Origin of the sequence: Massilia timonae (assembly GCF_001866515.1) — a bacterium.
Taxonomy (GTDB): domain Bacteria; phylum Pseudomonadota; class Gammaproteobacteria; order Burkholderiales; family Burkholderiaceae_D; genus Telluria; species Telluria timonae.
This window is the reverse complement of sequence record NZ_JRYB01000001.1, coordinates 5,786,069-5,805,164: the sequence shown is the minus strand read 5'-3', so window position 1 is coordinate 5,805,164 and position 19,096 is coordinate 5,786,069. Positions and strand designations below refer to the sequence as shown.

Here is a 19,096-nt window from a genome sequence, read left to right as displayed (position 1 = left end):
GCGAAAGGACTGTCATGACCCACCTGCATATGACCCCCGAAGTCTCGACCATCCGCGTGTACGACGCACCTGGCGGCTACGAGGCGCGCCGGGCGTACCTGGGGATCATGACGGTCAGCCACCTCTCGGACACGGTCGTCTACCTGCACGGCGCCGTCGGCAAGATCGACCGCGCCACCCACCGGGCGGCCCTGGCCATGCTCCGCGAGCGCGGAGTGACCACGGTGCAGTACGAGCGCCGCGGGCAAATGAAAATCCTCGAGCTGGGCAAAAGTCATCAGCTTTCGAATAACTGCACGTAGGCTGGGATATGACGGTCAAGTTCAATCGAACGCAACAGCTCAGGCTTGTCCGACCGGTCGACTCGTTCGGATCCATCACTGAATGGACACTGGCGTTCTACATCGAAATCTCGTCAGGGAACACGCTCACCGAACCGCAAATGATTTTGTCGACGGGCGAGTTAGTTTCCGGATCGCTCAATCTCGCCTACTATGGGCCCGGCTCGCCATATCCGGAAAGTATTGGCTTCGGCCTGAACGCCGGGACCACCCCGTATAAAACGCCGCACAACGCTTTTCCGCCCGGCTGGAAAGGTGTCGTGCTGATGCAACGCATCGGCGCTTCGATTTCGTTGCACTGGTGTCCTGTGTTGGCAACCGCACCCATCGACGCATCGTCCGTTAAAAGCGCCAATGACCTGATATCGCACGCGGGAACCGTGAGCGGCCTGACCAAACGCACATTCGTCGTAGGTCAGCGGGCCGACGGACTGCGAGGGCTTGAGCAAACCATCGCCCGGCTGGGCCTGGTTCACGGCACGCTGTCGATGATGGAATTGGCGCGCCTGGCCTACGGCGAAACGCTGCAGGATCTGGGCCGCACGCCGGTGATCTATCGCAGGCTGGACAACGCCACGGATACCGAAGACCTCGGCACCGAGGCCAACGTCACGACCGTCACCGGCACGCTCGTCGACGGCGCCGCGCCCGGCTGGGGATACGTCCCTGTTGCGCCTGCGGCGCCGGCATTCACGGCGCCGCCGGTTCTTGTGGGCGAGCCCGCTGTCGGCGTGCCAGTAAGTTACACCCCCGGCACCGTGACCGGATCACCAACGCCGGCGGTAACGAGGAACTGGTTGCTGGATGGGGTTGCCATCAGCGGCGCAACTGCGGCCACGTATACCCCTGTTGCAGGTGATACCGGAAAAGTTCTGGCGATCCGTGAGACTGCCACCAGTAGCAGCGGCTCTGCCACGTCGACCAGTGCTGGCGTCGTAGTCGTCGCAGGCGAGGAGTCCCAGCAGGGCGTCGACAGCTTGGCGGCCATGAAGGCGCGTCGAATTTTTCAGCGTATCGGCAACTCGGCCGACGTTAAGTTGTCCGGCACGTACAGTGCTTTGCCAGCGACGATCGAGGCGCAGCTGATCGCCTCGGCGGACGGCGCGACCGTGTTGCAGCCGTGGACGCAGCTGACTGCCACGACGATTGCGGCCGACGCCTGGGAGGGCATGCTCAAGGCCAATCAGGGTGGCGGCTACCGCGCGCAAGTTCGCTTCAAGGATGCGAACGGCGCCGTCATTTACACGTCACCAATCGATAGCAACTCGTGGGGCGTGGGCGAGATCATCGTCGGCGCCGGCTCGAGCACCATCCATGGATGGTGGACCAGCGGCAGTTATACGGCAAACACGTATATCAGCACCTACCGGACGACGGATGGCTGGACCTGGAAGGCGTTTCCCTCCGTCTCGAACGGGATCGCACGAAAGATTGCCAACGATCTGGCCACCCGCCTGGGCGTCCCGGTCGGCATGCTCGGCACCGGCGAATCCGGCACGCTGCTGAAAAGCTGGACCGACGCCAACAGCACCTATTTCGGCAAGCTGCGGTCGGCAATCATTGAGCAGGGCGGCAAGATCGGCGCGCTCATGATTTCCATGGGCTCGAACGATGCGGCGAACAACATCGTCGTCAGCCGGGCCGCGCATGCTGCGATGCTGCGCAAGTTCATCGCGGACGTGCGTGCGTTGACTGGCCAGCCTGACCTCAAGGTGCTGATCAGCGGCTTCAACCGTCGGCTTGATACGAACGACACGCAGGCCAACTATGTACGCCAGGCTGAGCTGGACGTCGGCGAGGACCCGAATGTCTATCACTTTCCGACCGTCGATATGGCGCTCAGTGGTGATGGCATCCACCTGGCCAGCTATACAGAAAGTGGCGACCGTGTCGTCGGTATCTTCAACCCGGTCCTGGCCGGCGATGCGGCCTATCGCCGCGGGCCGGCGATCATGTCGATCACCGCCTCGGGCGACAAGTTCCGCGTCGCGCTGCAGCACCGCAACGGCACTGATTTTGCCCCGACCAGCGGCAACAGCGGCTTCGTGGCCGCTGATGACGCCGGAGCACTGACCATCCTGTCTGTCGCCCGATTGAACGCGACGGCAATCGAGGTGGCCGTAGACCGCACCATCGGCAGCAATCCACGCTTGTCATATATGAGCGGGGCCAATCCCGATGTCTCCGCGTTCACATTCGACAACGGCGCGGTCGCGCTGCCGATGGACGTGGACATTGGCCGCGCTGTAGCTGTGGGCGCGCCGGCCGAAGACACCACGGCCCCGGTCATGGCGGGATCGATCGCGGTTGCAGGGATCACCGCCACCGGAGCGATGTTGTCCTGGCCGGCGGGCACCGACGATATGGCGGTTGCCGGCTACGAATACAGCATCAACGGCGGCGCCAGCTATACGAATGCCGGCACCGCGCGCACCGCCTCGTTGTCAGGATTGGCGGCGGGCACCGGCTACGCTGTGCGCGTGCGCGCTTACGACGCAGCAGGGAACCGGTCGGCGCCGCTAGCGCGCAGCTTCACCACCGAGGTCGAAGCGCCGCCAAACCAAGACGGTTTCGACGCGTCGAAGGTCGCGGCGTCGCGACGGGTTGTGTTCCCAGGTGGGACGCGGGTGGTTGTGTTTGGCGGCCCGGTGGTGACCTACCCAGGTGGGCCGTACCAAAAGGGTAATCAGTGGACGATCGATAAACACCCGCTGGACGAAATCTACTGCGTTGCTGACATCTCGTTTGATCTGGCCGAGAGCCAGACGGCGGCGGCGGCTGTCGTCGCGGTCGCCGGCGGGATAACCGTGCTCGAGCAGCCGGCCGTGCAGGGGGCGTTGATCGCGGTGAAGATCGGCGGCCTGGACGAGCTGTCGGACCCGGCCAACTTCTGCACCTTGCGCATCACGCTCGCGAACGGCGAGCAGATCGACCGCACGATCCAGTTCGCCAAGCTCCAGGGCACATGGACGGTGCAGAAGGACCCCGACGACAAACGGTACTTCGTGGCGGACGTCGGGAATATCCTGGCGGACAGCGGCACGCAGATCGCTTCGGCGCTGCCAGCAATTCCGGCCGGCGTCACGGTGCTCGAGCAGCCGGTCGCCCAGGGCACGCTGATCTTGGTGAAGCTGGGCGGCCTGGACGTCTCAGCGGACCCGGTCAACCACTGCACGCTGCCGTTCCTCTGCGCGAACGGCGAGAAGTTCTTCCGGACTATTCACTTCAACAGGGTGGACAACTGATGATCGACGCATCGAAATTGCCGCGCGTGCCGAATGAGGTGCTGCAGAAGCAACAGCAGCAGCCGGTCGAGTACGCGCGGGCGCCGCAAGCATCTGGCGTGCCAGTCGGTTCCAGCCGGCCGCCAGCAATACAGGAAACCATCCGATGAGCTGGAAACTGATCACGCCACCCACCGGGCTGGCGGTCTCGATGGTCGAGGCGCAAACCGCCGCGCGCGCGGATCCCGACGAGAACGGCGTCTCGCCGCTGGACGGCGAGATCCAGCGCGCGATCCGGACGTACACCACAGAAGCAGAAGCCGAAACCAACCGCGCCATCATGGATCAGACCTGGCGCCTGACGCTGGATCGCTTCAACGGCGCGATCGAGCTTCGCCGGCCGCCGCTGTTGCAGGTGGTGCACGTGAAGTTCTACGACACCGAGAACGTGCAGCGCACGCTCGACCCGCAGGACTACCAGGTCGACGGCGAGAGCGAGCCAGGGTACATCGTGCCGGCGGATGGCAAGGGCTGGCCAGCGACGGCGAGCCGCATCAACGCGGTCGAGGTGCAGATTCGATGCGGCTACGGCCCGGATCACACCTCCGTGCCGGATTCGATCTCCGGCTTCATCATCGCGCGCCTGTCGGAGCATTTCCAGTCCGGCGGTAAAGCGGAAAACAAGCACGTGAGGCGGCTGCTGTGGCCGGAGGTGGTGTACTGATGATGAACGACCGAATCACCTTGCAGCGGCCCGGGCCAGGCGCTGGCAAGCTCCGGGCGCCGGATGCTTGGTCGAAGATCGCCGAGGTCTGGGCACATGTGCTGTTCCCGTCCGGGATTGAGGTGGTACGCGCTGGCGCGACGGTCTCGATCGTCAAGTGCTCGATCAGGATCCGCGCCCGTCGCGACATCGACACTTCCTGGCGCGTCATGTTTAAGGGAAAAGCCTACGACGTTGAGTCGGCGCTGCCAGATACGAAGGACAGCCAGTTTATGTTCCTGGCGTGCGAGGAGGTGTCGTGATCGGCTTCGACGCCTCGGCGTTCGGGGCTGCGATGACCGCCACAAAGAACACGATCACCGAGGCGATGGGCGAGTCCACGCTGCGCACAGTTGGTTTCGCCGGCGCCGAGGTTTTCCGAGATCAGGTGAAGCAGAACTCGCTAAAGCACAAGAAGACCGGGATGCTGTTCGACAACATCATCGTCAAACGGCTCGAGGAGGACTCGGATGGCGGGCGTCGCCAGGTCTACATGATCACCGTCAGGAACGGCACAGCGAGCAGCCCGGGAGCCTTTTACTGGCGGTTTGTCGAGTTCGGTCACAAGTTCGTCCCGCGGAACAAGAAGCGCAGCAAGACCGGCCGAACGATCGGCTGGAAAGCGCATCGACAAGCAGCCGAGCTCGAGTACGGCACGGCCAGCGCGCCGGCGTACCCGTTCATGCGCCCCGCCTACGAAAGCAAGAAGCAGGAGGCCGTCGACGTCATGACGCGCACCCTGGCCGAACAGATTGCAAGGAATGCCCGATGACCCCTGAAGACCATATTGACGCCGTGCTGCAGCACCTAGCCGGCGGGCGCGTCTTCCCCGACGTGGCGCCGCTGAACACCGAGCGGCCGTACATCACCTACCAGGCGGTGGGCGGCGCGCCGATCAACCTTCTCACTGGCGAGAAGCCGGCGAGGCAGCCGCACCGTATGCAGATCAACTGCTGGGCCGCGCACCGCCCCGAGGCGTCCGAACTCGGCATGCTGGTCGAGGATGCCCTGCGCTCCGCTGGCGATGCGCTGCAAACAGAGGTGCTGACCGGTCGGGTCGCTACCTATGACGAAGAAACCGACCTCTGCGGGACGATGCAGGACTTCCAGATATTCTGCTGATCCACCCCTAGTTTCACACCGAGCCGCTCCCGAGAAATCCGGAGCGGCTTTTTCTTTGCCCGGCCGCCGGGCGCTTATCCTTGAAAGGCACCTATGCAACTGCCCAACAACATCGCGTTCGCCGTGGCGACCGCATTCGCTGCCGCTGTCAGCATCACCGCGATCACCAATGCCACCGAGGCCGTGGCCTCCGCGACCAACACCTTCGCCGTTGGCGACTTCGTCGAGTACACGGGCGGCTGGAGCAAGGCCAACGGCCGCGTGTTCCGCATCAAGCTCGCCTCCGGCACCACCTTCACCCTCGAAGGCCTGGACACCACCGACACCAGCCTGTTCCCAGCCGGCGCCGGCGTCGGCACCGTGCGCAAGGTCACCACCTGGGTTCCGATCACCGGCGTGGTCAGCGCCGAGGTCTCGGGCGGCGACGGCAAGACTGTCGAGGTGCCGCTCCTGGACAGCGACATGCCGGTCATGCTGCCCGACGGCTTCACGGCGACCACTGTCACCGTGACCATCGCCGACGACAAGTCGCTGCAGCACCACGCTGCCCTGAAGCTGGTCTCGGACGGCGTGAAGCTGACCTGCCTGCGCGGCATCCTGCCGGGCGGTGGCGTGCTGCTGTATGCCGGCTACTGCTCGTTCAACGAGTCGCCAAGCCTGGCCAAGGGCAGCGTCATGGCCGTGCGCGCCGTGTTCTCCCTGCAGAACAAGGTCGTCCGCTACTAAACCTGTTGCCAGCTGGCGCCGAATGGTCGGCGCTGGCCTTCCAAGCCCTCGGGGTAGCGGCTCGCGGGTCTTTTTACCTTTCCTGAAAGAAAATCATCATGGCAAAAGCAAAACTCTCCCTGGCCGGCGAAAACACCTTCACCGCAACCGTCTTGATTCCAGTCCCGGGCGGCAAGACCGCCGAGGTTGATTGGGTGTTCGCGTGGATGCCGCGCGACCAGTTCAAGGAATTTATCAAGAACCTGGAAGGCGCCGAGGACGTCGACGCGCTGATGGACATCAGCCGCGGCTGGGATCTGGACGACGATTTCGGCAAGGCTGCAGTCGAGAAGCTGACCCAGAAATACATCGGCGCGGCTCGCGCGGTCCTGGACAAGTTCATCGCCGAGATCACCGGCGCCCGCGCAAAAAACTAAGGGCCGTCGCCTCGGCCCTCTATGAGCCTGAGCCCTCCGAAGCCGATCTAGCAGTGGCGGGCCTGACCCTGGGGGACTTGGCGGCGGAGCCCGTCGAAATCTGGCCTGAGAACTACCGGGCCTACTGCCTGTTCCATAGCCTGCGCAGGCAGTGGCGGATCGCGCCGATGGGCGGCCCACTTGGGCTCGACTTCGCGATCGCATTCCATCGGATGGATCGAATGGGGCTGACGCCGGAGGAATACAACCAGCTGGACGAAGACCTGCAGGTGATGGAAGACGCAGCGCTCGAGGCGATGCGCAGAAAAGATTGATCGGAAGGGGCAAGGTCAGACCTTCTTGTTGAAGAAGACCGTAGCCGTGCACTGCTCCTCCGCCCAGTACTTCTCACGATCGCCGGTATAGACGGGCCCTCCCGACAGGGAGGTGACAATGGCATTGATTTCATAGCCGCTAAACTGCGCTCGAAGGATGCGCTGCCGAAGTTCGGTGTTGCCGATCACCCAGCCCACCGTGCCGCTCTCGCCCACGAACCGTACGTCATAGGGTTGTTTCTCTAGGCGCTGATCCAGTGTGCGAAGTGGCAATGACATCGATTCGCCAATCCGAAATTGCCGGCCCTCACGTGATCGTACTTGAACGCTCAGCTCGCGTTTGACGGGCCGATACGGGCGTGTCAATAGCGCGCGCACTTCCTCCCGCAGAGAGGCTTCATAAGCGGCGGCTTTCTCGGCCGCGAGCTCGGGCGGATCAGGCGGCTCCGCCGTGAGTTGGAAGCGGAGTCGCTCCCCCTTCTGCAAAAGAGTCAGATCGACCTGCCAGCCCGCGTCCATCATATCGACCAGCTTCGGATTATCGAGCTTGCTAATTGTGACCACTTTGCCATGGCCCCCAATGGTCCCGTCGCGGTACGCATAGATTAGGGGCGCTTCCGGCCTGGTCCACAGCGTGAACTCATCGCCTTCCTCGCATTCGTCCAGTTGGTCATGGAAGACTTCGTGAATGGTGAAATGGTCAATCATGGTGGTAACAAAATCCGTTGCCTGTTTGTAAACGATAGCATCCTTTTGTACTGGTGTAACATTGCCGCTCTACACAGGAGGCAGCATGGCAAAACTGGAGGTGCACGCTGGGGACTTTCCGAAAGGCAGTCACTCCATCGGCTTTAACGTTATTACTTTGAATTGGCAGCCCGGCGACGGCTTGGTCGGCAAGAACATTGTCCTGACCGGTTACTTGACATCTGTGTCGATAGCCACGGAAGAGGAGGTGCGCCGTGTTGGCGGCACGATCGGCTGGGGCATCGCCGGAGCGGCGATCCTCGGGCCCGTAGGATTGCTCGCCGGAGCACTTTTGGGCGGAAAGGGTAAAGACGTGACATTCGTCGCGCAGTTCAATGACGGGAAGAAGATGCTCGCCACTACTGATTCAAAAACCTTCACAAAAATGCAGGCGCTCGTTTTCTAGGGCGAGCAACAATCGGCAAATAGCCGCCTTCGGGCGGCTTTTTTTATGGGCGGCGCATGAGCAATATCGTCAACGAAGCAATCATCAAGGTCTCTACCGACGCCACCGGCGTGGAGGAAGGCAACCGCCGCATCGACGCTTCGGCCGCACGTACCGGAAAGAACCTCGAAAACCTCGGCGCCACCGCCCAGAAGACCGGGAAGTCGCTCGAAACCCTCGGCTCCGCGCCAGGGCTGCGCAACGTCGGCGAAGGTGCCGGCGCAGCCGCCGGCCAGGTCGACCGCGCGACGAAGAGCATGGCCGAGTCCATCCAGCGTGCGACCGCGACGATGAGTGCCGGCGCGAAGGGCAGCGCAGCCTATTACGAGGCGCTGGCCAACACGCGTGGGCTGAACATCACCGCGCTGCGCCCATACCTCGACCAGCTGGACGCCGTGACCCGCAAGACCCAGCAAGCTGCCGCCGCCCAGCGGCAGCTCGACGCCGGCAATAATTTCCTGGCGGGCTTGCGCGCTCAGGCGGAGGGCATCGGCAAGACGGCTTCGCAGCTTGCCGCCCTGCGCGCCGAGCAGTTGGGTGTCGCGGATGATGCGCGCCCGCTGATTGAGCAACTGCAGGCAGCCGAAGAGGCGGCCGGGAATGCTGGTAACTCGATCAGCGGCTTCGCCGCCGCTCTAGCGGCAGCTGGGGCAAGCGCGGGCATTGCGAGCGTCGTCCAGCTTTCTGACGCGTACAGCAGCTACGTCGCGCAGCTCCGGCTAGCGACGACGGGACAGACTGAATTTGCGCGGGCGCAGGCATCGGTCCAAAGTATCGCAACCTCCGCTCAATCTGACCTGGCAAGCACGGCCTCGCTCTACGCGAGCATCACGAAAAGCACGCGCGATCTCGGCATTGCGCAGCAGCAGGTTGCGAATATCACCGAAGTGGTCAGCCTGGCCCTGAAAGTGTCGGGCGCCAACTCGCAAAGCGCGTCCTCGGCAATCCTTCAGCTGTCGCAGGCGTTCGCGTCGGGCGTGCTGCGCGGCGAGGAATTCAACTCAGTGAACGACGCGGCGCCGCGTTTGATGGAGGCGCTCGCGGACGGCATTGGTGTGCCAGTCGGCGCGCTCCGCGCAATGGCCGAGCAGGGCATGCTGACGACCGAGGTTCTGGCGAACGCGCTTCCGCGCGCCCTGCAAAAGCTACAGGACGAAGCGAGGTCAGTGGAGACCGTTGGTGGTGCTGTGACTGTCCTCAAGGACAAGATCATGCTTCTCGTCGGCGCTACCTCCCAGTCGAGCGGTGTGGTCGCGGCGCTCTCCGGCGGGCTCAAGCTCCTGACCGATAACCTTGTTCTCGTCGGCGGCGCAATGGCGACCGTCGCCGCAGTGAAGCTCGGGTCGGCGCTTTCGTCGGCCACCGCGGCGGCTTATGCCAGTGTCGTGGCAAACAATGCGCGCCTGGCATCGAATCTGGCTGCCGCTCGGTCGGATGTGGCGGCCACTGGCAGTGCAGCGGCGCTGGCAGCCGCGCGGGTGGCGGAGCTGCGCGCCGCGGTTTTGGCTGCCGAGGGCAACGTGGCGCTTGCGATCACGACCAATGCACTCATTCCTGCGCAGGCGAAGGCCACGACAGCCGCTGCCGCACATGCTGCGGCGCTGACGGCCCAAGCCGGCGCGGCCAGTGCGGCATCTTTGGCTGGCCGTGCGTTCAGCGGCGTGATGGCATTGGCGGGCGGCCCCGTCGGGGCAATTATTGGCCTTCTCGGCATCGCCGCGACGATCTGGGGCGCATGGTCGATCTCGGCCAAGGACGCAAACGACAAGGTTGCACAGTCGACCGAAGAGTCAACCGCCGACATGATCAAGCGGCTGGACGAACAAATCGCGAAGCTGCGTGAGCGCAATGCGCTTGCCGCAGAGGAGCCGCGCATCAAGGCGCTTGGCAGTATCAGCCAGGTGGACCAGGATGGGCTCGAGCGAGCGCGCGAAGCCCTTGCAAAGAACAGGCTCGATCAGCAGGCAAACCGCGACAACAAGCAGTACCACCTCAACATCGACCTGCGCAGGCAGGAGATCGTTCTGTCGAATGAATATGAGGCAGTGCTCGAGCGGGTCGCCACCCAACAGCGCGAGGTCGCTATTGCGGCTGCGCGTACTCGCAATGAGCGCATTGACCAGTGGTATGAGAAAAACGGTACGCCAGCACAGCGACTCGCTGCGGAGCTGGCCGAGCTGAAAAAACAGTTCGGTACCATCCCTCCTGAAATGGAGAAGCTGGTGCGCGCCAAGTACGTCGACCCGGCCGCTACCAAGGCGATCACCGACCAGGCGAAGGCGGCTAAGGAGTATGCCGACCTGCTCAACCGGATCAACGGCAAGAGTCTGGGCGTCGATTCGGACTACGAAGAGAATCTGGCGAAGCTGGCCGCCGGCTATAAGGCGGGCAAGCAGACGCTGGCCGAGTACACCGAGACGCTGGAGAAATACAACGCCCAGCAGCCGCGCGCGCTGCAGGCCGCAAAGGACCTGAGCGACTTCCAGGAAGGCTACGCCAAGTCGCAGGCGGCATACACTGCCGTGCTGGATAAGCGCCTGCAGGACGCCGAGACGGAGGCGACGCGCAACGAAGAATTGGCGCGGACGTACGGCATGACCAAATCCGCGATCGAGCAGCTCGAGATCGCGCGCCTCGAAGAACAGTTGGCGCAGCGCTCGACCCTGGGCCTGACCCTGACCGAGATCGAGAACATCGAGAAGCTGATCGAGGCGAAGAAGCGCAACGCTGCGGCCGTTTCGGCGATGGAGCAGGTCGACGCCGCGAAGAAGGCAGCGGACGAATGGAAGCGCGCGGCCGACTCAATCGAGCAGTCGCTCACCGATGCGCTGCTGCGCGGATTCGAGAGCGGGAAGGATTTCGGCCAGAATTTAGTCGACACGCTCAAGAACATGTTCAACACGCTGGTGCTGCGCCCGGTGATCCAGGCAGCATTGGCGCCGATCAGCGGCGACGTGGCCAGCATGCTCTCGGGTGGCGGTCAAGCTTCAGGTGCATCGCAAATCAGCGGCAGCCCGACCGCAGGTCAAAGCCTGTCGAACTTCTACAACATCTTCAAGTCTGGTGGCGGCTTTGAAAAGTCGGTAGCTGAGGGCGTGCAGAGGGGGTTCGACAAGATCGGCCTGTCATCGGGATCTGGCGCGCCGGGCCAGGCAGCACAATGGGCCGGACGCGCTGGGGGCACCGTCTCCGGCTACATGATCGGATCTTCGATCAATGCCGGTATCTCGGCCGGGTACGAAACTGGCAGCGGTTTTATGACCGCCCAGAAGATTGGCACCGCAGTGGCAAGTTACTTCGCCGGCCCGATCGGCGGAGCGATTGCTGGCGCGGTTGGTGGCCTGGTCAACCGAGCCTTTGGGATGAAGGAAAAGGAGATCCTCGACACGACTTTGAACGGCTCGCTTGGCGCTGCCGGATTCGCAGGGTCGATCGACAGCTCTTGGAAGCAAAAGGGGGGCTGGTTCCGCAGTGACAAGAGTGGCATTGATAGCAACCCAGTCGGCGCAGAGCTTGCAGCCGGCCTGACGTCGGCTTATGGCGCGATCAAGGCATCGTCGGCCGACTTCGCGCGCGTGCTGGGCATTAACGCCGACAGCATCGCGACCCGCTCGCAGGCCATCAAGGTTGCGCTCGGCAAGGATGAGGCCGCCAATCAGGCGGCGATCGCTGAGTTCTTCGCCGGCGTGGCCAACACGGTGGCGGCCGAGCTGCTGCCGGAGATCGGCAAGTTCCAGGCGCAGGGCGAGCAGGCCTCGGCCACGCTCCAGCGCCTGGCGGTCAATTTCAGTGCCGTCGACCAGATCTTGGTGGCGATGGGCACCAGCTCGGAAGTCGCATTCCGCGCTGTCGGCGCTGCATCGATCGAGGCGCGCGAGCGGCTACTGGCGTTCGCCGGCGGCATCGACGCGCTCGCCTCGGCGACGACCTTCTTCAACGACAACTTCCTGACCGAAGCCGAACGGGTGGCGATCATCCAGAAGCCGTTGCAGGAAGGGCTGGCGGCCCTGGGCTACGCTAGCCTGACCACCGCCGACCAGTACAAGGAAGCGGTGCAGCAGCTGGTGTCGTCCGGCGCGCTGGCCACGGAGCAGGGCGCGAAGCAGTACGCCGGCCTGCTGGCCCTGGGCCCGCAGTTCAAGACCGTGTCCGACTACCTGAAATCAGTGGGCGACGCGGCGGCGGAAACCGCGCGCCAGGCTGCCGAGGCGGCGAAGGAAGCCGAGGAAGCTGCGAAGCGGGCGGCGGATGCCGCGCGCCAGGCGGCGCTCGAGCAGGCGGCCAGCCTGGTCTCGGGCGTCGACAGCGCCTTCTCGGTGCTGCAGCGCGTGGTCGACCGCCAGAAAAAGGCGCTGCAGGAGGAAATCTCCGTGCGCACCGCCTCGATCCAGAAGATCGAAGCGCTGTCGCAGTCGCTGCGGTCCACCCTGGACGGCATGACGGTTTCCGGCCGCGAGGCTGAGGATCGCCGGGCCGCCCAGGCGCAGATCGAAGCGGCGCTGGCGATCGCCAAGGCCTCGGGCAAGCTGCCGAGCGCCGAGGACCTGCGCAGCGCGCTGTCGGTGGTCAGCAAGGATTCGTCCGCGCTGTTCGCCACGCAAGAGGACTACCTGCGCGACTTCTACGCCACCCGGATCGGCATCGAGGATCTGGCCGGCCTGACGGACAACGCACTGTCAGTGGAGGAGCGCAGCCTGAAGCAGCTGGAGGACCAGGTCAAGCAGTACGACCTGATGCTCGAGCGCGAGCAGGAGCAGATCGACGTCTTGAAGGGCCTGAGCATCACCGGACTGTCGATCGAGCAGGCCATCCAGGCGCTGCACGGCGCAATGCAGGCCGCCAGCGCGAACCCGGTCAACTCGGCCACCTCGGCAATCAGCGACGCCTACAAGTCGGCGCTGGGCCGGGCGCCGGACCAGGCCGGCCTCGACTACTGGAAGGACCGGGCCGCCGGCGGAATCTCAACCGGCGCGATCGTCGATTCGATCAAGAACTCGCCCGAGGCCCAGATTCAGGCGCTCTACAAGGACGTGTTCGGCCGCCCGGCTGACGCGGCCGGACTGAGCTACTGGATCGACCGGCTCCAGGGCGGGATCAGCCTGGGTGCGATCAAAGACACGTTCGAGAGCAGCGACGAGGCCAAGAAGAAGCGCATTCCCGGCTTCGCGGGCGGCGGCCTCCACTCGGGTGGATGGCGGATCGTTGGCGAGAACGGGCCAGAGCTGGAGGCAACGGGCCCGGCCCGCATCTTCAACACCAGCGATACGGCGAACATGATGCGCCGCCTGGCCAGCCCAGAGCAGGGCAACGAAGTGCTGGTCGCCGAAATCCGCGCGCTGCGTGAGGAAGTCGCTCTGCTGCGCCGGACCAACAGCGACGAGAACTATTCGATCGCCAAGCATGCGATGGACACGGCCAGCCACCTGGACGATGCGATCAACGGCCTGAAGCCTGTTGCAGTGAAAGTAATTGAAGAGGAGGCCACTCAGTGATCATCGTTGATCCAGTAGCGCTGGGGGATGCGGCGTGCACGCGCCCGTCCCCCAAGTGGGTGTACGACCGAACCGGCACGCTGGTAGAGGTGCCGGTCAATACCCTGGCCGTCAGCTATGACCCGTCAGACCTGAGCGCGGCGCCATTTGCCGTGGTCGACCTTGAGCCGGAGACTAATTACATCCGCAACAACACGATGCAGGGGGCAGGTCCAGGCGTCATGCCCAATTTGTGGGGGCCTAGTGATAGAACATCTTTAGGGATCGCATGTGACCCAGTCGGCGCTGGCGTCGAGAACGGAATTGAATTTTTAGACCTAAGGTATTCAGGGACGGCGACATCCGCAGCCACTCTTTTTCTCCGATTTGAACAGTCCGGCCCCGTGCCAGCGAAGGCGGGTCAGAAGTGGGTTGGCTCGGTGCTTTTGAAAGCCGTAGCCGGTGACCCCAGCACGATTCAAATGTTTGTAACTGAGCGTGATGTCGCCGCAGGTAGCACAGGCATTCAATATTACGCATTGTCAAGTATCTCAAGCAAGCTTGATGCCCACTCTGCAGAATATGACACTGTTGGTCAGGCTACGTCGTCGATTTATTTCGGGCTGGCTGTCTACTTCAATGCGGGGCAGGCTTACGATTTCACCTTGCGCGTGGCGCTACCCCACCTGTGTCGCGACAAACTGCCGCGTTTCCCCATCAAGACCAGCAACGGCGCCGTCACCCGCGCTGCTGACGTGATCGGCCCGACCGCTGGCCTGATCTATTCGAACGTCCCGATGGTCGAGCCGCCGTACGACGCGGCCACAACGTATGCGAAGGACGCGGCAGTGTACGACCCGGCGACGAAGATCGTCTACTGGTCGATGCAGGCCGCGAATGTGGGCAAGCCGCTCAGCGACCCCGCCTGGTGGAACAAGCGCACGGCGATCAACCGCTGGGCGATGTTCGACGACCGCAACAGCACGGTGACCAGCAACCCGGAGGAGATCATCGCGGTGGTGTCCGCCAGGGCGATCACGCAAGGTTTCTTCGCCGGCGCCCTGGACGCGAGCGAGGTGCGCATTTCGATGACGCATCCGACCCGCGGTGTCGTGTATAGCGAGACGCGCAGCCTGGTGCTGCCGCGCTCAGGCAGCAGCTTCTACGGCTGGTGCTTCAACCGCCTGCGCATGCGCACCTGGTTTCGGACGCTCAAGCTGCCGGTCTTCGCTAACGCGCTGGTCACCATCACGATCCTGAGGCCGGGCGGCGTACCGAAATGCGGCATGGCCTTGCTCGGCCCGGTCGAGGACGGCGGCTCGACGCTGATGGGCCTGTCGACGGAACTCAAGGACTACTCGACTACGACGTTCTTCGCGGACGGCTCGAGCGAGACGATACCGCGCGGCTTCTCGAAGCGCATGAGCGTCGACGTCTCGGTCGAGCGCGACCGGGCCGAAAGTCTCGAGGATTACTTCACCAAGCGCCGGCAGAAAACCCTGGTCATCTTCGGCTCGACGCAGCGCGGCGACGCAATGCTGGTCGGGAAGGTCAGCAGCTTCCGCAAGGTGATCGACTCATACCCGCGCTCGAAAATGGCATTGCAAATTGAAGGAGTATTGTCCCAATGAGGAAGATCACGGCCCTGATGGACCCGAGCCAGAATCCAAACCAGCTGCAGGACCAGGAGACGTTCGACACGAACATGGCGGGCCTGATTGATGGGTTCGTGTTGCGTGGCGAGCAGGAGAACGCGCTCGCCGACGACATGGAAGAGCTGTTCGCAACGATGAGCGCCACGGCCGCCGGCGGCGCCTACTCGTTCCCGTACATTTTCGACAGTTCGACCGCAAATGCAGACCCTGGTGTTGGAAAGTTGCGCTTCAATGTAACGAATCAAAGCGCTGCAGGGGTGATCTATATCGACCACCAGATCGTTGGCGGCGTGAACGTCGATAGCATCTATGCCGTTCTTGCCGCCGTGACCAGCGCAGTCAAAGGGTCGATCCGCATCGTAAAGCAGACCGATCCATCTCGCTGGGTGCTGTACGACGTGACTGGGGCGGTGCCTGGTTCAGGATTCCGCGGGCTGCCCGTTGTATATCGCAGCGGTAGCGGTGGGAATCCGTTTGCCAACGGCGATGCGCTGCTGGTGTTTATCGAGCGCAACGGTGACAAGGGCGAGGACGCCGTTGGTGCGCTGCAGCTACTGTCATCCGTGACGGTAGGCGCGGCGGTGGCGCAGATCAACTTCCTGAGCCTGTTCACCTCGGTCTACGATAAATACATCATCGAGATCCAGGGTCTTACCCCAGCTGCAGCGGCCATTCTGCGCATGCGTCTGGCGGTGGGGGGCGCGATTGACTCATCCAGCCTGTACAACCCCATGAGCGCCAATAGTGGCGGCGGCAATGCCGCAAACACGCTGGAATTCTATGAGCTGTCTGCTCTTGTTGCGACCATGACAGTAGAGGTGCGCAACACCAATAGCTCTGGCCTGACAACTATTGGCGTACGAGGGGCCTATACGCAAACGAGCACCCCTCTTTCAGTTACGAAAGAAGGGGTGTATCGCGGAACGGCTCCCATAACCGGCTTCAGTCTTTATTTCTCGTCCGGAAACATCACGGCCGGCACGGTGCGTGTGTACGGCGTCAAGAACAATCCTTAAAAGGAACTTCATGAGCCATCAGATATTGGACAACGGCGTCCTGCGCGCCGCCACCCCCGAAGAGACGCTGGAAATCGAGGAGCGCGCTGCAGAGCCCGCGCCGGTGGCACCGCGCCACATGACGGTTCTAGCCTTCCGCAACCGTTTCACCAAGTCGGAGAAGGTCCGCGTCGAGCTGGCCGCAATCGATAATCCAGCGGCAGACCTCGCGCAGCGCGAGCGCGCCGCAGTCGTCCGCGTCGGCCAGGCCGATCTGGCCGCCGCCACGTATGTGGACGTCGACCGCGCCGACACGCGCGAGGACGTCCAGGCATTCGAGACCATGGGCCTGCTCGACGCCCCAGGCCGCGCGCTGGCGATCCTGGACGACGAGATCCAGGCGCACGAGCGCTACTACGGCTGACCTCCACCGAAAGGAATCCTGATGAAAGCAGCGTTCTACAAGGGCACGCGCCCGGGCCTGGCCGGCATCTACAACCGCCTAGTGCGGTGGTGGACCCGATCGCCGTATTCGCACGTTGAGCTGATCTTCTACGACGGCGAGAAGTGCGCTGGCGGGCTGGCCGCCTCCGCCTCGAACATCGACGGCGGCGTGCGCACCAAGGTGATCGACTTCGACCCGGCGCGCTGGGACTTCATCGACCTGCCCGACGAACTGGCCGAGCACGCGTGGCAGTGGTTCCGTGAGCACGACGGCGCGCCGTACGACCTGGTCGGCAACCTGCAGTTCGTGCTGGCGCCGATCCCGCACAGCCAGCGCCGCTGGTTCTGCTCCGAGGCGGTGGCCGCTGCGCTCGGCATCCCGGACCCCTGGCGATACTCGCCCGGCACGCTGGCCAGCGCGCTCACCCTCCTGCAACAGCCCGCTACGGCGGGTTTTTTTACGCCCGAAGAAAGGCAAAAATGAAGATCACCCCGCCAGAAATGGGCAGCTACGCCGGCGGCGCCGTTGCGATCGGCACGTCCCTCACGCTGACCCAGGTCGGCATCATCGTCGGCATCGTGACCGCGCTGCTGACGTTCGGCCTGAATGCCTGGTACACGAGCCAGAAGAACGCGCGCGAGAAGCGCCTGGCCGACCTCGAGCAGCGTGAGCGCGAAGTGCGGCTGGCGCAGCTGCAGGCCCAGGCATGCGAGGTGAAGTCGTGAGCCGCCGTGTAGCCGGCTTGGCTGGCCTGGTCGCCATCGTCGGCGCCGTCGCCGCCGGCGCGCTGCACGACCTGACGCCGCGGTTCGAGGGAACCGAGCTCACGACCTACCGCGACCTGGGCGGCGTGCTGTCCTACTGCACCGGCGCCACCGAGAACGCGCAGTGGGGCAAGACCTACACGCCGGAACAGTGCCGCGCGCAGCTCGACCGCGACCTGGAGCGGCACTCCGCAGGCATCGCGCGCTGCGTGCCGATGGACCGCCTGACGGATGGCCAGAAGGTGGCCTTCGTCGACGCGGCCTACAACATCGGCGTGAGCGCCTTCTGTGGCTCGAGCATGGCCCGCCGGGCGAACGCCGGCGACATGGCGGGCGCGTGCGACGCGCTGCTCATGTGGAACAAGGTCGGCGGCAAGGTCGTGCGGGGGCTGACGCTGCGGCGCCAGGCCGAGCGCGAGATCTGCCTGCGAGGTCTGCCGTGATCCCGCTCGCAACCGCAGTCGCGGCGCCGGCCGTGGCCGCGGCATCGTACCGCGCGCTGGCGGCCGGCATCCTGGTGCTGGTCAGCCTGCTGCTGGCCGGCGCCGCCGGCTGGGTCGCCAACGGCTGGCGGCACGGCGCCGAGCTGGCCGACCTGCAGCGCGCGCACGCCGAGTTCCGAGCCACGCTGTCCGAGACCGCGCTCGCCGACGTCCAGGCCGACGCCGCGACGATTCGCCAGGCCGCGACCGAGTTCGCCACCATCCAATCCACCCTGGCGCCGCGCATGACGGCGCTCACCAAGGAGCTGCGCAATGCGAAGCCTCTTCCCGCTGATTGCCGCCCTGATCCTGTCCGGGTGCGCAACCTCGACGCCGCAATCGACGCCGCCAACAAAAGCATCCCTCGATAGCGAGCTGGCGGCGCCGTGCCCGAAGGTCGAGCGCCCGGCCGCCGACGACTACGACGTCTGGCAAGCCTGGGCTATCGACCTGCTGCGCCAGTACGCGGAATGTGCGGCGCGGCACGCGAAGACGGTTCAGGCCTGGCCGAAGTAGCTATCGAGACTCCATGCGCCCGATCTCGGCCGCAGCAAGCGTGATGGCGCGGCGGGTGGCGGCGAAGTCGGCGTCGATCACCTTGGTCTCATTGCTGCCCGAGCGCTCTTCCGCCAGCGTGATGTCGTCCTGGGTGCAGTAGGCCACGCCAGCGGAAACGTGCTCATTGCAAACCGTAAGCTGCAGTTTCACCGCCAGGCGCAGCGCGTCGCCGTCATCGGTGAGCGGCTCCCAGTTCACGTAGCCACGTCGGCCAGGTGGGATGAACTGAATGCAGCCGGCAGAGCCGGCGCAGGCATTCCATTCAAAGCCATCAGCGCCGAAATAGGCCTGCGCTGCCAGTTCTAGCAGTTCACGATCGATGCTCATTCCGGTTCCATTGTTGGTCGCCATGCCCAATTGTAGCTCCTACGGGCATGGTCGAAGTGGCATTACGGCGCAACCAAGGTTTGAGCAGCACGCGCACGGCAAGCTCGAGCGCGATACCTTGCTGGCGCAGTCCGGCGGCCGCGGCGTGCGCGCCGTGCGTGGCGGCGAGGTTGATGGCCAGGTCGATCTGGGCGGCAGTCGCGAGGTCGGTTCGAGTATGCATCGAGACAGCGTAGCGGAACGGCCGACGTTCGCCGCGAGCGGTATCAATCTGGCATGGTGCTATACTGTATAAACGCAC

23 protein-coding genes are annotated in these 19,096 nt (G+C 64.0%); 20 read left to right on the top strand and 3 right to left on the bottom strand.

Annotated elements, in window-relative coordinates; translation table 11 throughout:
- Positions 1-14 precede the first annotated feature (14 nt).
- The 10 genes from LO55_RS24815 (at position 15) to LO55_RS24775 (ending at position 6,906) form a co-directional block, all read left to right on the top strand.
- On the top strand, positions 15-302 hold the full coding sequence (locus tag LO55_RS24815) for a hypothetical protein (protein WP_071363510.1): 288 nt from the start codon (positions 15-17) through the stop codon (positions 300-302).
- Between the two features lie 8 nt (positions 303-310).
- Positions 311-3,586 carry a sialate O-acetylesterase gene (locus LO55_RS24810; RefSeq protein ID WP_071363509.1) on the top strand — a complete coding sequence of 1,092 codons (3,276 nt, stop codon included), beginning with the start codon at positions 311-313 and terminating at the stop codon, positions 3,584-3,586.
- The gene (locus LO55_RS26800) at positions 3,586-3,735 is read left to right on the top strand and encodes a hypothetical protein (RefSeq protein WP_177185571.1); all 150 of its coding nucleotides are present in this window, start codon (positions 3,586-3,588) and stop codon (positions 3,733-3,735) included. The genes LO55_RS24810 and LO55_RS26800 overlap by 1 nt, the downstream gene beginning before the upstream one ends.
- Positions 3,732-4,289, top strand: a complete 558-nt coding sequence (locus LO55_RS24805; RefSeq protein ID WP_071363508.1) for a head-tail connector protein — start codon at positions 3,732-3,734, stop codon at positions 4,287-4,289. The genes LO55_RS26800 and LO55_RS24805 overlap by 4 nt, the downstream gene beginning before the upstream one ends.
- Positions 4,289-4,591, top strand: coding sequence for a phage head closure protein (locus tag LO55_RS24800; protein ID WP_071363507.1), 303 nt, complete (start codon positions 4,289-4,291; stop codon positions 4,589-4,591). The genes LO55_RS24805 and LO55_RS24800 overlap by 1 nt, the downstream gene beginning before the upstream one ends.
- Positions 4,588-5,100: an HK97 gp10 family phage protein gene (locus LO55_RS24795; RefSeq protein WP_071363506.1), complete on the top strand. Its 513-nt coding sequence runs from the start codon at positions 4,588-4,590 to the stop codon at positions 5,098-5,100. Before LO55_RS24800 ends, LO55_RS24795 begins: the two co-directional genes overlap by 4 nt.
- Positions 5,097-5,450 (top strand): DUF3168 domain-containing protein, encoded by a 354-nt coding sequence (locus LO55_RS24790; protein WP_071363505.1) that lies wholly within the window; start codon positions 5,097-5,099, stop codon positions 5,448-5,450. The genes LO55_RS24795 and LO55_RS24790 overlap by 4 nt, the downstream gene beginning before the upstream one ends.
- Before the next feature lie 93 nt (positions 5,451-5,543).
- Positions 5,544-6,176, top strand: a complete 633-nt coding sequence (locus LO55_RS24785; RefSeq protein WP_071363504.1) for a phage tail tube protein — start codon at positions 5,544-5,546, stop codon at positions 6,174-6,176.
- 98 nt (positions 6,177-6,274) lie between these two features.
- Positions 6,275-6,592 carry a phage tail assembly chaperone gene (locus LO55_RS24780; RefSeq protein ID WP_071363503.1) on the top strand — a complete coding sequence of 106 codons (318 nt, stop codon included), beginning with the start codon at positions 6,275-6,277 and terminating at the stop codon, positions 6,590-6,592.
- 53 nt (positions 6,593-6,645) lie between these two features.
- Entirely contained in the window at positions 6,646-6,906 is a 261-nt protein-coding gene (locus LO55_RS24775; RefSeq protein ID WP_071363502.1) for a DUF1799 domain-containing protein, read from the top strand.
- A gap of 15 nt (positions 6,907-6,921) precedes the next feature.
- Here LO55_RS24775 and LO55_RS24770 read toward each other — a convergent pair whose 3' ends face one another.
- Positions 6,922-7,614, bottom strand: coding sequence for a hypothetical protein (locus LO55_RS24770; RefSeq protein WP_071363501.1), 693 nt, complete (start codon positions 7,612-7,614; stop codon positions 6,922-6,924).
- Positions 7,615-7,699: 85 nt separating this feature from the next.
- Between LO55_RS24770 and LO55_RS24765 the strand changes: the two genes are divergently transcribed.
- Genes LO55_RS24765 through lysC form a run of 10 tightly spaced genes read left to right on the top strand, consistent with a single transcriptional unit; the run spans position 7,700 to position 18,426 of the window.
- Positions 7,700-8,059, top strand: a complete 360-nt coding sequence (locus tag LO55_RS24765; protein ID WP_071363500.1) for a hypothetical protein — start codon at positions 7,700-7,702, stop codon at positions 8,057-8,059.
- 56 nt (positions 8,060-8,115) lie between these two features.
- Entirely contained in the window at positions 8,116-13,590 is a 5,475-nt protein-coding gene (locus tag LO55_RS24760) for a tape measure protein (RefSeq protein ID WP_071363499.1), read from the top strand.
- A complete protein-coding gene (locus LO55_RS26560; RefSeq protein ID WP_143054617.1) occupies positions 13,587-15,200 on the top strand; it encodes a hypothetical protein in 1,614 nt (537 codons plus the stop codon). Before LO55_RS24760 ends, LO55_RS26560 begins: the two co-directional genes overlap by 4 nt.
- A complete protein-coding gene (locus LO55_RS24750) occupies positions 15,197-16,240 on the top strand; it encodes a hypothetical protein (RefSeq protein ID WP_071363497.1) in 1,044 nt (347 codons plus the stop codon). The genes LO55_RS26560 and LO55_RS24750 overlap by 4 nt, the downstream gene beginning before the upstream one ends.
- Positions 16,241-16,250: 10 nt before the next feature.
- Positions 16,251-16,643: a hypothetical protein gene (locus tag LO55_RS24745; RefSeq protein WP_071363496.1), complete on the top strand. Its 393-nt coding sequence runs from the start codon at positions 16,251-16,253 to the stop codon at positions 16,641-16,643.
- 21 nt (positions 16,644-16,664) lie between these two features.
- Positions 16,665-17,147 carry a hypothetical protein gene (locus LO55_RS24740; RefSeq protein WP_071363495.1) on the top strand — a complete coding sequence of 161 codons (483 nt, stop codon included), beginning with the start codon at positions 16,665-16,667 and terminating at the stop codon, positions 17,145-17,147.
- Positions 17,144-17,389 (top strand): phage holin family protein, encoded by a 246-nt coding sequence (locus LO55_RS26120; protein ID WP_071363494.1) that lies wholly within the window; start codon positions 17,144-17,146, stop codon positions 17,387-17,389. Before LO55_RS24740 ends, LO55_RS26120 begins: the two co-directional genes overlap by 4 nt.
- Positions 17,386-17,871 carry a lysozyme gene (locus LO55_RS24730; RefSeq protein ID WP_143054616.1) on the top strand — a complete coding sequence of 162 codons (486 nt, stop codon included), beginning with the start codon at positions 17,386-17,388 and terminating at the stop codon, positions 17,869-17,871. The genes LO55_RS26120 and LO55_RS24730 overlap by 4 nt, the downstream gene beginning before the upstream one ends.
- Positions 17,868-18,281, top strand: coding sequence for a hypothetical protein (locus tag LO55_RS24725; protein ID WP_071363492.1), 414 nt, complete (start codon positions 17,868-17,870; stop codon positions 18,279-18,281). The genes LO55_RS24730 and LO55_RS24725 overlap by 4 nt, the downstream gene beginning before the upstream one ends.
- Positions 18,184-18,426, top strand: a complete 243-nt coding sequence (gene lysC, locus LO55_RS27445) for an Rz1-like lysis system protein LysC (protein WP_143054615.1) — start codon at positions 18,184-18,186, stop codon at positions 18,424-18,426. Before LO55_RS24725 ends, lysC begins: the two co-directional genes overlap by 98 nt.
- On the opposite strand, the gene LO55_RS24720 is transcribed toward lysC, so the two are convergent.
- Together LO55_RS24720 and LO55_RS26550 are read right to left on the bottom strand one after the other, a co-directional pair.
- Positions 18,427-18,795: a hypothetical protein gene (locus LO55_RS24720; protein ID WP_071363491.1), complete on the bottom strand. Its 369-nt coding sequence runs from the start codon at positions 18,793-18,795 to the stop codon at positions 18,427-18,429.
- Positions 18,779-19,018 (bottom strand): hypothetical protein, encoded by a 240-nt coding sequence (locus LO55_RS26550; protein ID WP_143054614.1) that lies wholly within the window; start codon positions 19,016-19,018, stop codon positions 18,779-18,781. Before LO55_RS26550 ends, LO55_RS24720 begins: the two co-directional genes overlap by 17 nt.
- Positions 19,019-19,096: the final 78 nt, after the last annotated feature.

Bases quoted from the DNA above. Each gene is read 5' to 3' on its own strand.
- LO55_RS24815 (WP_071363510.1), top strand. From the start codon at position 15: ATGACCCACCTGCATATGACCCCCGAAGTCTCGACCATCCGCGTGTAC.
- LO55_RS24810 (WP_071363509.1), top strand. From the start codon at position 311: ATGACGGTCAAGTTCAATCGAACGCAACAGCTCAGGCTTGTCCGACCG.
- LO55_RS26800 (WP_177185571.1), top strand. From the start codon at position 3,586: ATGATCGACGCATCGAAATTGCCGCGCGTGCCGAATGAGGTGCTGCAG.
- LO55_RS24805 (WP_071363508.1), top strand. From the start codon at position 3,732: ATGAGCTGGAAACTGATCACGCCACCCACCGGGCTGGCGGTCTCGATG.
- LO55_RS24800 (WP_071363507.1), top strand. From the start codon at position 4,289: ATGATGAACGACCGAATCACCTTGCAGCGGCCCGGGCCAGGCGCTGGC.
- LO55_RS24790 (WP_071363505.1), top strand. From the start codon at position 5,097: ATGACCCCTGAAGACCATATTGACGCCGTGCTGCAGCACCTAGCCGGC.
- LO55_RS24785 (WP_071363504.1), top strand. From the start codon at position 5,544: ATGCAACTGCCCAACAACATCGCGTTCGCCGTGGCGACCGCATTCGCT.
- LO55_RS24780 (WP_071363503.1), top strand. From the start codon at position 6,275: ATGGCAAAAGCAAAACTCTCCCTGGCCGGCGAAAACACCTTCACCGCA.
- LO55_RS24770 (WP_071363501.1), bottom strand. From the start codon at position 7,614: ATGATTGACCATTTCACCATTCACGAAGTCTTCCATGACCAACTGGAC.
- LO55_RS24765 (WP_071363500.1), top strand. From the start codon at position 7,700: ATGGCAAAACTGGAGGTGCACGCTGGGGACTTTCCGAAAGGCAGTCAC.
- LO55_RS24760 (WP_071363499.1), top strand. From the start codon at position 8,116: ATGAGCAATATCGTCAACGAAGCAATCATCAAGGTCTCTACCGACGCC.
- LO55_RS24750 (WP_071363497.1), top strand. From the start codon at position 15,197: ATGAGGAAGATCACGGCCCTGATGGACCCGAGCCAGAATCCAAACCAG.
- LO55_RS24745 (WP_071363496.1), top strand. From the start codon at position 16,251: ATGAGCCATCAGATATTGGACAACGGCGTCCTGCGCGCCGCCACCCCC.
- LO55_RS24740 (WP_071363495.1), top strand. From the start codon at position 16,665: ATGAAAGCAGCGTTCTACAAGGGCACGCGCCCGGGCCTGGCCGGCATC.
- LO55_RS26120 (WP_071363494.1), top strand. From the start codon at position 17,144: ATGAAGATCACCCCGCCAGAAATGGGCAGCTACGCCGGCGGCGCCGTT.
- lysC (WP_143054615.1), top strand. From the start codon at position 18,184: ATGCGAAGCCTCTTCCCGCTGATTGCCGCCCTGATCCTGTCCGGGTGC.
- LO55_RS24720 (WP_071363491.1), bottom strand. From the start codon at position 18,795: ATGAGCATCGATCGTGAACTGCTAGAACTGGCAGCGCAGGCCTATTTC.
- LO55_RS26550 (WP_143054614.1), bottom strand. From the start codon at position 19,018: ATGCATACTCGAACCGACCTCGCGACTGCCGCCCAGATCGACCTGGCC.